This window comes from Streptomyces sp. CAU 1734 (genome assembly GCF_039888735.1).
GTDB lineage: Bacteria > Actinomycetota > Actinomycetes > Streptomycetales > Streptomycetaceae > Streptomyces.
Genome location: NZ_JBDQQP010000002.1, coordinates 262,553 through 274,240, shown reverse-complemented (window position 1 = coordinate 274,240; position 11,688 = coordinate 262,553). Strand labels below are relative to the sequence as shown.

11 protein-coding genes and 1 other RNA gene are annotated in these 11,688 nt (G+C 74.3%); 6 read left to right on the top strand and 6 right to left on the bottom strand.

What is annotated here, in order from left to right:
• The first annotated feature begins 126 nt into the window (after positions 1–126).
• From AAFN69_RS04925 to AAFN69_RS04915, 3 genes are read left to right on the top strand one after another with little or no spacing between them, the layout of a single operon-like run.
• The gene (locus tag AAFN69_RS04925) at positions 127–975 is read left to right on the top strand and encodes a Nif3-like dinuclear metal center hexameric protein (RefSeq protein WP_347727025.1); all 849 of its coding nucleotides are present in this window, start codon (positions 127–129) and stop codon (positions 973–975) included.
• Positions 972–1,715 (top strand): C4-type zinc ribbon domain-containing protein, encoded by a 744-nt coding sequence (locus AAFN69_RS04920; RefSeq protein WP_347727271.1) that lies wholly within the window; start codon positions 972–974, stop codon positions 1,713–1,715. The genes AAFN69_RS04925 and AAFN69_RS04920 overlap by 4 nt, the downstream gene beginning before the upstream one ends.
• Positions 1,715–2,953 carry a bifunctional RNase H/acid phosphatase gene (locus tag AAFN69_RS04915; protein WP_347727024.1) on the top strand — a complete coding sequence of 413 codons (1,239 nt, stop codon included), beginning with the start codon at positions 1,715–1,717 and terminating at the stop codon, positions 2,951–2,953. The genes AAFN69_RS04920 and AAFN69_RS04915 overlap by 1 nt, the downstream gene beginning before the upstream one ends.
• 118 nt (positions 2,954–3,071) lie before the next feature.
• Here AAFN69_RS04915 and AAFN69_RS04910 read toward each other — a convergent pair whose 3' ends face one another.
• Together AAFN69_RS04910 and AAFN69_RS04905 are read right to left on the bottom strand one after the other, a co-directional pair.
• Positions 3,072–3,920 carry an ABC transporter permease gene (locus tag AAFN69_RS04910; protein ID WP_347727023.1) on the bottom strand — a complete coding sequence of 283 codons (849 nt, stop codon included), beginning with the start codon at positions 3,918–3,920 and terminating at the stop codon, positions 3,072–3,074.
• Positions 3,917–4,831, bottom strand: a complete 915-nt coding sequence (locus AAFN69_RS04905; protein ID WP_347727022.1) for an ABC transporter ATP-binding protein — start codon at positions 4,829–4,831, stop codon at positions 3,917–3,919. Before AAFN69_RS04905 ends, AAFN69_RS04910 begins: the two co-directional genes overlap by 4 nt.
• A 238-nt stretch (positions 4,832–5,069) precedes the next feature.
• Here AAFN69_RS04905 and AAFN69_RS04900 point away from each other — a divergent pair, with 238 nt between their 5' ends.
• The gene (locus AAFN69_RS04900; protein WP_347727021.1) at positions 5,070–6,038 is read left to right on the top strand and encodes a MarR family transcriptional regulator; all 969 of its coding nucleotides are present in this window, start codon (positions 5,070–5,072) and stop codon (positions 6,036–6,038) included.
• A 92-nt stretch (positions 6,039–6,130) separates the two neighbouring features.
• Here AAFN69_RS04900 and eda read toward each other — a convergent pair whose 3' ends face one another.
• A complete protein-coding gene (gene eda, locus AAFN69_RS04895; RefSeq protein ID WP_347727020.1) occupies positions 6,131–6,745 on the bottom strand; it encodes a bifunctional 4-hydroxy-2-oxoglutarate aldolase/2-dehydro-3-deoxy-phosphogluconate aldolase in 615 nt (204 codons plus the stop codon).
• 61 nt (positions 6,746–6,806) lie between these two features.
• Positions 6,807–7,607: a peroxide stress protein YaaA gene (yaaA, locus tag AAFN69_RS04890; RefSeq protein WP_347727019.1), complete on the bottom strand. Its 801-nt coding sequence runs from the start codon at positions 7,605–7,607 to the stop codon at positions 6,807–6,809.
• A 227-nt stretch (positions 7,608–7,834) separates the two neighbouring features.
• On the opposite strand from yaaA, the gene AAFN69_RS04885 reads away from it, so the two are divergent.
• On the top strand, positions 7,835–9,283 hold the full coding sequence (locus AAFN69_RS04885) for an RNB domain-containing ribonuclease (RefSeq protein WP_347727018.1): 1,449 nt from the start codon (positions 7,835–7,837) through the stop codon (positions 9,281–9,283).
• A gap of 10 nt (positions 9,284–9,293) precedes the next feature.
• Here the strand turns inward: AAFN69_RS04885 and AAFN69_RS04880 are convergent, their stop codons facing one another.
• Entirely contained in the window at positions 9,294–10,064 is a 771-nt protein-coding gene (locus AAFN69_RS04880) for a MerR family transcriptional regulator (protein WP_347727017.1), read from the bottom strand.
• A 78-nt stretch (positions 10,065–10,142) separates the two neighbouring features.
• On the opposite strand from AAFN69_RS04880, the gene rnpB reads away from it, so the two are divergent.
• An RNA gene (rnpB, locus tag AAFN69_RS04875) (RNase P RNA component class A) lies at positions 10,143–10,541 on the top strand.
• A gap of 147 nt (positions 10,542–10,688) precedes the next feature.
• Here rnpB and AAFN69_RS04870 read toward each other — a convergent pair.
• Entirely contained in the window at positions 10,689–11,636 is a 948-nt protein-coding gene (locus AAFN69_RS04870; RefSeq protein ID WP_347727016.1) for a WYL domain-containing protein, read from the bottom strand.
• Positions 11,637–11,688 lie beyond the last annotated feature (52 nt).

Below are 11,688 nucleotides of genomic sequence, written 5' to 3'. Positions count from 1 at the left end.
AGCCCGGCCCCGGGCCGCCGCGGACCCCGCCCGCACCCGGTCCCGGGCGGCCCGGGACCCCCGCGCACCGCGACCCCGGCCGGAGGCCCAGCCCAAGGGGGCGCGGAGCGCGGGTAACCTGTTTGCGTGCCCCAGCTGTCTGAAGTCATCGCCGCCCTCGACGCCCTCTGGCCACCCGAGTGGGCGGAGCAGTGGGACGCGGTCGGCACGGTCTGCGGAGATCCGGAAGCCGATGTCCGGCGGGTGCTCTTCGCCGTCGACCCCGTCCAGGAGATCGCCGAGGAGGCGATCGGGCTGGGCGCCCAGCTGATCGTCTCGCACCATCCCCTCTATCTGCGGGGGACGACCACGGTCGCGGCCGGTCATTTCAAGGGCCGCGTCGTGCACACCCTGATCAAGAACGACATCGCGCTCCATGTCGCCCACACCAATGCCGACAAGGCCGACCCCGGGGTCTCCGACGCCCTCGCGGGCGCGCTCGGCCTGCGGGTCGTCCGTCCGCTGCTGCCCGAATCCCCCGATCCCGCCACCCCGGAGGGCCGCCGCGGACTGGGCCGCGTCTGTGAGCTCGACCACCCTGTCACCCTCGCCGAATTCGCCGCCCGCGCGGCGAAGCTGCTCCCCGCCACCGCCCAGGGCATCCGCCTCGCCGGCGACCCGGACGCGATGGTCCGCACCGTCGTGGTGAGCGGCGGCTCCGGCGACAGCCTCTTCGGCGCGGTGCGCGCCTCGGGCGCCGACGCCTTCCTCACCGCGGACCTCCGTCACCACCCGGTCTCCGAGGCCACCCAGCACTCCCCGCTCGGGCTGGTGGACGCCGCGCACTGGGCCACCGAATGGCCCTGGTGCGAGCTGGCGGCCGCCCAGCTCGACGAGATTTCCGACCGGCGCGGCTGGGACCTCAGGGTCCATGTCTCGCGCACGGTCACCGATCCCTGGTCTTCCCGATTCTCTTCTCCTGGAGCCCCCAACTGAACGCCGCGCCCGCCGACCAGATCCGACTCCTCGACGTCCAGGCCCTCGACGTACGCCTGTCCCAGCTCGCCCACAAGAGCAATACGCTGCCCGAGCACGCCGAGATCGACTCGCTCACCAAGGACCTCACCCAGCTCCGGGATCTGCTGGTCGCCGCGCAGACCGAGGAGAGCGACCTCGCCCGCGAGCAGACCAAGGCGGAGCAGGACGTGGACCAGGTGCGCCAGCGCGCCGTGCGCGACCAGCAGCGCCTGGACTCCGGTGCGATCAATTCGCCCAAGGACCTGGAGAACCTCCAGCGCGAGATCGTCTCGCTGGCCAAGCGCCAGGGCGATCTGGAGGACGTCGTCCTCGATGTGATGGAGCGCCGCGAGTCCACTCAGGAGCGCGTCAACGAACTGACCGAGCGGGTATCCGCCGTACAGGCCAAGGTTGACGACGCCACGGCCCGCCGGGACACCGCGCTGGAGTCGCTGAACGCCGAAATCGCGACCGTCACCAAGGAGCGGGAGACCGTCTCCGCCGTCATCCCGGCCGATCTGCTGAAGCTGTACGAGAAGCTCCGCGTCCAGCAGGGCGGCGTCGGTGCCGCCAAGCTCTACCAGCGCCGCTGCGAGGGCTGCCGGCTGGAGCTGAACATCACCGAGGTCAACGATGTGCGCGCCGCCTCGGCCGACACGGTGCTGCGCTGCGAGAACTGCCACCGCATCCTCGTCCGTACCGCCGAGTCCGGCGTCTGATGCCGAAGTTCGTCGTCGAGGCGGACGGCGGCTCGCGGGGCAACCCGGGCCCCGCGGGCTACGGCGCCGTGGTGAGCGACGCGGCCACCGGCGAGACCCTCGCCGAGGCCGCCGAGTACATCGGTGTCGCGACGAACAATGTCGCCGAGTACAAGGGCCTGATCGCCGGGCTGAAGGCGGCGTACGCCCTGGACCCCGGGGCATCGGTCCTGGTCAGGATGGACTCCAAGCTCGTCGTCGAGCAGATGTCCGGCCGCTGGAAGATCAAGCACCCGGACATGAAGCCGCTCGCGGCGGCGGCCGGGCGGATCTACCCCGCCTCGTCGGTGACCTACGAGTGGATCCCGCGCGAGAGGAACAAGCACGCGGACCGGCTCGCCAATGAGGCGATGGACGCGGGCAAGCAGGGCAGGCAGTGGGAGCCCGGGCGCTCCGCGGCCGAGCTCGGCGCCCGCGAGCCCGCGGCGGCCCGGGTGGCCGGTGACGCGGCGGCGGGTGCGGCGAAGGCCCGCGCGGCTCTCGCGGCCACCTCCGCCTCCGCCGCCGTCCCGGGGGAGGCCACCGCCACCTCGGCCGCGCCTCCCGTCGGCTGGGCCGCGCCCGCCGATCTCGGGGCGCCGGCCACCTTCGTACTGCTGCGCCACGGCGAGACGGCCCTCACCCCCGAGAAGCGTTTCTCGGGCAGCGGCGGCAGCGACCCCGTCCTCTCGGCGGTGGGCCGCCGCCAGGCCGAGGCGACCGCGGCGGCACTCGCCGCGCGCGGCACGGTCCAGGAGATCGTCAGCTCGCCGCTGAAGCGCTGCCGGGAGACGGCCGAGACGGTGGCCGCGCGCCTCGGTCTCGATGTCCGGATCGAGGACGGACTGCGCGAGACGGACTTCGGCGCCTGGGAGGGCCTGACCTTCGCCGAGGTCCAGGAGCGGTACGCCGACGATCTGCACACCTGGCTGACCTCGGCCAAGGCGGCCCCCACCGGCGGCGGCGAGAGCTTCGCCGCGGTCGCCCGCCGGGTCGCGGCGGCCCGGGACCGGCTGCTGGCCGGGGCGGCGGGCCGTACGGTCCTGCTGGTCACCCATGTCACCCCGATCAAGACCCTGGTGCGGCTGGCACTCGGCGCACCGCCGGAGTCGCTCTTCCGCATGGAGCTGTCGGCGGCGTCGGTGTCGGCGGTGGCGTACTACGCCGACGGGAACGCCTCGGTCCGGCTGCTCAACGACACCTCTCACCTCCGGGCCTGACCCGGCCCGGCCGGCGGCGGAGCACCCTCTCGGGCTCCGCCGCCGTTCCCGTGTCTCCGCGGCCCCGTGTCCGCGGCGGCCCTGCGTCCGCGGCGGCCCTGTGTCTTCCGGGGGCTGCTCACCCCACCCACCGGAGCGCCCGCTCCCGCCGCGCCGCCATCCCCGAGCCCGATTCGCGCCGTGCCGCCCGGCGCAGTACGACGGGTGCCAGCAGCAGTCCGATCACCGCCCAGAGCCCCAGCACCCCGGCCGTCTCCCACTGCCGCCAGGATTCGCCGATCTCGACGGTGACCGCCGCGTCCGGCAGCAGCGCCGACCGCATGCCGAGGCCGAGCCAGTAGACCGGGGTCAGCTGGGCGATCCACTGCACCCACTCCGGCAGCGCGGTGACCGGGTAGAAGATGCCGGAGACCGCGATCATGCCCAGGACCGGCAGCTGGATCAGCCCCTGCGCCCGCGCACTGGTGAAGAGCGAGCCGAGGACCGCGCCGATGGGCAGGGTCGCGAGCATGCCGAGGACCAGGACCCACGCGACGGTGAGCCAGGAGCCCGGGGTGCCGGTCGCCAGGCCGTCGATCAGCAGCAGTCCGGGGATCAGCAGAATCGCCAGATCGGCGAGGAGACCGCCGGAGACGGAGACGACCTTGCCGATCAGGTGGGCCGGCATGCCGTGCGGTGTCGCCTTGGCGCGCAGCAGGGTCCCGTCCTCGCGGTCGGCGGTCAGCACCTGGCTCATGGCGACCATGCCGAGCGCGGCGTTCATGCCGAGGATGCCCGGCAGCACCAGAGTGCCGAGCGGGAAGGGGCCGTCCCCGTAACCGGTGTCCCGCAGAAAGTACAGAACGGTCAGCATCAGTACCGGCCACAGCAGATGGGAGACGATGTCCCCGGCGTTGGTGAAGGACTGCCGCAGCTCGATCAGCCCCCGGGACCAGCCGGCCCGCAGCGCCGCGGCGGCCGGATTCACCGCTCACCCCGGGCCGGGGCCGCCGCGGGTGCCTCGCCGTGCTCCCGGAGCAGGGCGATATAGGTGTCCTCCAGCGAGGCGCGGCGGACTTCGAGTTCGCCGATCTCCGCGCCGTACCGGCCGAACAGCTCGCGCACGAATGCGGTGGAGTCTGCGGGGGAGGCGGTGAAGGGCCTCCCGGCCCGCTTCCAGCGCACCTCGTCCGGGGCCGCCGCCCGCCGGGCCAGCTCACCGGCCGGACCGTCCGCGATGATCCGGCCGCCGGCCAGGATCAGCACGCGGTCGGCGAGGCGTTCGGCCTCGTCCAGATCGTGGGTGGTGAGCAGGATCGTCGTCGCGTGATCCGCGGCGAGCCGCTGGACGAGCTCATGGAAGTCCTGCCGGGCCTCCGGGTCGAAACCGGTGGTCGGCTCGTCCAGGAAGAGCACCTCGGGGCGGCCCACGATGCCGATCGCCACATCGAGCCTGCGCCGCTGCCCGCCGGAGAGCGTCCTGATCTTCCGGTCCGCGTGTTCGGTGAGCCCGACCGTCTCGATCAGTCTCCCGGGATCCCAGGGCCGGCGGGCGGCGGGGGAGGAGTAGGGGGCGTAATACCCGCCGAGGTGGGCGAGCAGCTCCCGTACCCGCCATTTCCCGTGATCGCGCCAGGACTGGAGCACGATCCCGAGCCGGGCCCGCCACCGTTCGTCGCCGCGGGCCGGATCGGTGCCGAGTACGGAGACCCGGCCCGCGGAGCGCATGCGGAACCCCTCCAGGATCTCGATGGTGGTGCTCTTCCCGGCGCCGTTCGGTCCGAGGAGCGCCACGACCTCGCCGTGTTCCGCCCGGAAGCTCACCCCGCGCAGCACATCGGCCGTGCCGTACCGCATGCGCAGCCCCTCGGCCTCGATCACCGGACCCGTCATTCCCATGGCGGCCATCCCTCCGTACCGTCACATCCGCTTGAACAAGCCCGAAAGCTACGTTGCGTTCAGAAAGTGGTCAATGCAAAACCCGCCCATTTGCTCTGCTGAACAGGGCTCAACAGGGCTTTCATTGCAATGGAATTGACGGTGAACGCAATCAGCCCCGCATGCGCCGTTGCAATGAGCTGATCGCGAACGCACAATGGACCGACACTCGCGCACGCGGGGGAGAGGGGCGGTACGGATGCCCGGAGACAGACTCGGCCATGAGGACCGGCGCCGGATCGGCGCCTGGCTGGCCGAGGGGTTCGGATACGCGGAGATCGCCCGGCGCCTCGGCCGGCCGACCTCGACCGTCAGCCGGGAGGTGGCCCGCAACGGCGGCCCCGGCGGCTACCGCCCCGACCACGCCCATCTGGCCACCGAGCGGCGCGCCCGCAGACACCGGCCGGTGCCCGACGCGGAGCCCGAGGCCCTGACGGGGGCGTACGGACGTGACCCCGGGGCGGTGCGCGCCTTCACCGAGGCGTTCGCGGCGCTGATGGTCCGGACCGGACTGCCGAGGATGGCGGCCCGGGTCTTCGCCTGCCTGGTGACCACCGACTCCGGTGTCCTGACCGCCGCCGAGCTGGTCCGGCGGCTGCGGGTCAGCCCCGCCTCGGTCTCCAAGGCGATCGGCTATCTGGAGACCCTGGAGGTGGTCCGCCGGGAGCGCGACCCCCGGCACCGGCGCGAGCGCTACATCATCGACGACGACATCTGGCTCCGGTCCTGGCTCACCAGCGCCCGCTCGAACGCCGGCTGGGCCGAGACGGCCCGGCGGGGCGCCGAGCTCTTCCACGCCGCGACCCCGGCGGGGGCCCGGCTGGCGGAGATGGCCCGGTTCTTCGCCGGTCTGAGCGAGGACATGGCCGGCGGCGGTCCCGCCACGGGGGCGGCGGACGACGCGCGCACCGTACTCGCCGCGCTGGTCCACGCGGGCGGGGCGCTGACCCCGGCCGAGCTGTGCGCCGCGCTGGAGTGGTCACCGGAGCGCACCGCCGCCGCACTGCACACCGCCGGGACCTTCCCGTCCCTGACGGGCCCGGTGGTCCTGCGCCGTACGGGGCGGGGCGGATACCGGGCCGCCGCCGCGCCGGAGCGTCTGACCCCCGGTCAGCTCGCGGCGCTGACGGGGGCGGTGGCGGGGACGGACGGGCCGGTACGCGGCTGACGGGCGCCGGCGCGGCGCGGTCCGGGCGGGCCCGGGGGGCCGGCGACCAGGGTCCGCCCGGCGCCCGCCGCGCGCCGCCCGCCCGCCAGTTGTCAGCGGAGTCCGGCCGCCTCCGCCGCCAGGGACTCGACCCGGCCCCAGTCCTTCGCCGCCAGCGCGTCCGCCGGAAGCATCCACGTACCGCCGACACAGCCCACATTCGGCAGCGCCAGATACGCGGGCGCGGAAGCCGCCGAGACACCGCCGGTCGGGCAGAACCTGGCCTGCGGCAGCGGACCGGCGAGGGACTTCAGATAAGGGATGCCGCCCGCCGCCTCCGCCGGGAAGAACTTCATCTCGGTCACCCCGCGCTCCAGCAGCGCGACCACCTCGGAGGTGGTCGAGACACCCGGCAGGAAGGGCTCGCCCGACTCCCGCATGGCGTCCAGCAGCCGGTCCGTCCAGCCGGGGCTCACCAGGAAGCGCGCCCCGGCCGTCACGGCGGAGGCGACATTCCCGGGGGAGATCACGGTGCCCGCGCCGATGACCGCCTCGGGCACCTCGGCGGCGATGGCGCGGATCGCGTCCAGCGCGGCGGGCGTCCGCAGCGTCACCTCGATCGCGGGCAGCCCGCCCGCGACGAGCGCCCGCGCGAGCGGTACGGCATCGTCCGCATCCTCGATGACGACAACGGGAACGACGGGCGCGAGATCCAGCACGGAGGTCATGGGCCCATCCTGCCGTGCCGCCCGCATCCCGCGCAATGAACGTTGCGCAGGGTGCAATATCTCAGTGGATCCGGGTGACCACCACATCGAGCGCCCAGGGGCGCCCCTTCCGCGCCGGAGCCTCGGCCTCCACCACATGCCCCAGCTCGCGCAGCGCCTCCACCAGCTCCGCCGGATCCTTCGGGCGCACCCCCGAGACCAGCAGATCACGCACGATCCGGCCCTTGGTCGCCTTGTTGAAGTGGCTGACCACCGACCGCTTCTCCACCCCGTCGACGAGCTGCGAGTGCAGCACCCGCACCGTCGCCGTCCGCTCCGCGACCCCGCCCTTCGGCTTCCACGCGGCGGCATACGCCGACGACCGCAGATCGAGCACCAGCCCGCTCCCCGCCGCCTCCGGGAGCGCGCTCTCCATCGGCCCCCGCCAGTACGCGCCCAGCGCCCCCGCCCGGGGCAGCCTCACCCCCATCGAGCAGCGGTACGGCGGAATCCGGTCGCCCACCCGCACCGCGCCCCACAGCCCCGAGAAGACCAGCAGCGACGCGCGCGCCCGGCGGCGGGCGTCCGCGTCCAGGGTGGCGAGCCCGAGGGCGTCGTAGAGCACCCCCGTATAGATCTCCCCGGCCGGCCGGGCACCCGCCGTCCGCAGCTCCGTGTTCTTCGCGATCTCGCCGCGCAGCCCCTCGCTCAGCCCGAGGATCCCGCGCGCCCGCTCCTCGTCGGAGAGACAGAGCTCCACCAGCTCGTCCAGGAGCGCGGCGCGCGCCCCGGCGAGGGCGGGCAGGGACAGCGACTCGGGCTTGAGCGGCGCCCCGCGCCCGGAAGCGGCCTTACCCTCCGACGGCGGAAGCAGCACGAGCACGGTGGACTCCTTGAGATCACATACAGCCGGGAACAGGGGGGTGGCCGGGCCACCGGGCCCCGCGCCAGGGTACGCGCCCGGAGCCCGCCCGATCCGCCCCCGCCCCGCCCGTGCGCCGCGCGCCCCGCCACGGCGCGGTACACCGCCGCCTCCCGCTCCCGCCCCCCGTACGCGCCCCCGCCCCCGCCCGGAGTGCCGACCACCCCCTCCCGCCATACGCTCGACCCATGCCCCGCCGCCTGATGCACACCGCCGGCGCGGCCGGCGCCCCGCTGCGGACCGCGCTGCGCGAACTGAGGACCACCCTCGGCATCCCGGCCGGCTTCCCGCCCGCCGTACTCGCCGAGGCCGAAGCCGCGGCCACCGCCCCGCGCCCGCCCGGCGCCGCGGAGCTCACCGACGCGACCGATGTCCCCTTCTTCACCATCGACCCGCCCGGCTCGGCCGACCTGGACCAGGCGATGCATCTCGCCCGCCACGGCCACGGCTACCGCGTCCGGTACGCCATCGCCGATGTCGCCGCCTTCGTCACCCCGGGCGGCGCGCTCGACGCCGAGGCGCACCGCCGCGTACAGACGCTGTACTTCCCCGACGGCCGGACCCCGCTCCATCCGCCGGTGCTCTCCGAGGGCGCCGCCGGCCTGCTCCCCGGCCGCACCGTCCCCGCCCTCCTGTGGCGGATCGACCTCGACGCGGAGGGACGCACCACCGCCGCCGAGGTGCACCGGGCCCTCGTCCGCAGCCATGCGCGGCTCGACTACGCCACCGCCCAGCGGCGCATCGACGACGCCACCGCCGAGGAGCCCCTCGCCCTGCTGCGCGTCGTCGGCACCCTCCGCGAAGCCCGGGAGCGCGCCCGGGGCGGGATCTCCCTCAACGTCCCGGAACAGGAGATCGCCGAGGCGTCCGGCCGCTACCGCACCGAATACCGCGCCCCGCTCCCCGCCAACGGCTGGAACGCCCAGATCTCCCTGCTCACGGGCATGGCCGCCGCCGAGATCATGACGACCGCCGGCACCGGCATCCTCCGCGCCCTCCCCACCGCCCCGGACGGCGAGGTCGCGAAACTCCGCCGCTCCGCACGGGCCCTCGGCATCGACTGGCCGCACCATGTCTCGTACGCGGAACTCATCCGCTCCCTCGACCCGCGCGACCCCCGCCACGCGGCCTTCCTCCAGGACTGCACCGCCCTGCTGCGCGGCGCCGGCTACACCGTCTTCACCGGCGGCAGACTCCCCTCGCCCGCGATCCACGCCGCGGTGGCCGCCGAGTACACCCACTGCACCGCACCGCTGCGCCGGCTGATCGACCGCTACACCGGCGAACTCTGCCTCGCGGCCTGCGCGGGCCAGGGCGTACCGGAGTGGGTGCTCACCGCGCTGGACGCGCTCCCCCGGGAGATGGCGGCGGGCGCGCGGCTCGCCCACACGGTCGAACGCGCGTGCGTGGACATCGTGGAGGCGGCGCTGCTGCGCGAGCGGGTCGGGGAGATCTTCGACGGCTTCGTGGTGGACGTCCGCGACCGGCGGCCCACCGAGGGCACGGTCCAGCTCGCCGACCCGGCGGTGGTGGGCCCGGTCGTCTCGGACCGGGCGCTGCCGCTGGGGGAACGCCTGCGCGTCCGTCTCACCCGCGCCGACCCGGCGACGGCGGAGATCCTCTTCGCCCCGGCCTGACCGCCGCCGCTCACACCGTCTCGCGTGTCCGGGCGGTCACCAGGGCGATCATCCGCCGTACGACAGCGGCCTGCGCGGGACTGAAATCGGCGAGGAACGCCTCCCCGAAGGCGCTGTCCATCGCCGCGGACCCGTCCCCGGTGAACCGCAGCAGCTCATCGGGGACCGCGGCGGCCAGCTCATCGGCGAGCGGCCCGATCCTGGGGTCGGAGAGGTCCGCGCCGGCCACCGCGTCGAGCCGCTCGTACAGCGCCGACAGCCGCCGCCACTCCTCGCCCGAGGCGAGCGGGGCGAGGGCCTCGAACAGCCGGGCCCGCTCGCCGGGCGACAGCAGGCCGTCGATCAGCGCCAGATGCTCACGGTCCTTCGCGGCCACCGGGGAGTCGGTGGCGGGCAGCCCGCCGAGCAGATCGGCCAGCTCCGCCGAGACGGGCCCCTCGGCGGGCAGCTTGCCCGCCCGGGCCCTCCCGATCAGCTCCCCGAGCCGGGCACGCCGCCGGCCGATCGCCGCCTCCTGCCGGGCCAGATCGGCGTCCAGCTCCTCCAGCACCTCGGCGAGCTCCCGCCCGGCGTCGTCGGCGAGCACATCCCGCACCTCGGCGAGCCCGACCCCCAGCTCGGCGAGGCGCCGGATCCGGGTGAGCGCGACCGCATGCCCCAGCCGGTAGTCGCGGTACCCATTGGCGAGCCGGCCGGGTTCCGGCAACAGCGCGAGCTGGTGGTAGTGACGGACGGTGCGCGGGGTGACCCCGGCGAGCGCGGCGACCTCTCCGATTCTCATGACACCAGGGAAAACCATGACGCCGCGTCAGGGTCAACCCCCGCCCGCCCCGCCGGGTAGCATGGTCGGCACGGCAGACGAGCCGGGCGGGCGGCCGCGTGAGGATCTCCGGATCCTCCCGAGGAACGTCCGGGCTCCACAGGGCAGGGTGGTGGGTAACGCCCACCCGGGGTGACCCGCGGGACAGTGCCACAGAAAACAGACCGCCGGGGATTTCGGTCCCCGGTAAGGGTGAAACGGTGGTGTAAGAGACCACCAGCGCCTGAGGTGACTCAGGCGGCTAGGTAAACCCCACCTGGAGCAAGGTCAAGAGGAAGCACTCCGGTGCTTCTGCGCGAACGTCCGAGGGCTGCCCGCCCGAGTTCGCGGGTAGACCGCACGAGGCCGGCGGCAACGCCGGTCCCAGATGGATGGCCGTCACCCCGACGACCGCGAGGTCCCGGGGGACAGAACCCGGCGTACAGCCCGGCTCGTCTGCCACTGAGAGCCTCCGACCCGGCAATCCCGCGGGTCGGAGACTTTCTCGTGCATCGGCGGGCAGCTGCGCCCCGGGGCGTGGCGGATGTCCCGGCACCACCCCCGCCGACCTCCGCCCGCCGCGGTGATCCGGCACCCGGGGCGGCCTCAGCCGTACCGCTCGGCGAGTGCGCCGCCGATCGCGGCCAGGTGGTTCCGCACCCCCGGAGGGCCGGTCACCTCCAGCCATTCGACCAGCCCCGCCAGTTCGCCGGCGAGCAGGTACTCGCCGGCGCCGCGGATCACGACCTCGACGCGGCCGTCGGCCGTGGGACCTCCGACCTCCAGCCGGCTGCCCAGGGCCATCCGGAGCACGTCCATTCCGTGCGGCACACACACCGCCCGGATCTCCAGCGGGGTTCGTCTGCGGTCGATCTCGTCGGCGATCTCGCGCCAGCTCTCGGCGAGGTCGAAGTCCTCGGGGCGGTGCACGGGATCGCCGGTCGGGGCGGCGGATGACACCCGGTCGATCCGGAAGGTCCGCCGGCCGGCCTCGGTGTGGGAGACGAGGTACCACGACGGACCCTTGGCGACGATGCCCAGCGGGTGGACGGTTCTCTCGGTCTCGGCGCCTTCGCGGTCGACGTAGCCGAGCCGCACCTGGACGCCGCGGATCACCGCGTCCTGGAGTTCGCCGAGGAAGCGGGGCGGGGGGTGCCCGATCGGGCTCGTGCCCCACTGTCGCGGGTCCGTGAGCAGCGATGACGCCGCCGCCTCGGCCTGTGGCCGGAAGGGCTCCGGCAGGGCGTGGACGAGCTTGCGCAGGGCCGCTCGCACGGCCGGTATCGCGGCCGAGGCCGGGCCGGCGGCCAGGAAGAGGGCGCGGGCCTCGCTCGCGGTCAGGCCGGACAGGTCGGTGCGGGCGCCGCCCACGAGGCGCCAGCCGCCGCCCCGGCCCCGCAGGGAGTACACGGGTACCCCGGCCATGGCCAGGGCGTCGAGGTCGCGGCGGGCGGTGCGCTCCGAGATCTCCAGCTCTCGGGCCACCTCCGCCGCTGTCACCCGCTCGCGCCGTTGCAGCAGGAGCAGGACGGCCACCAGCCGGTCGGATCGCATGCCGGCAACGCTTTCACGGAAACCGGTCATGGGGTGACCGGTTTCGGTCGGC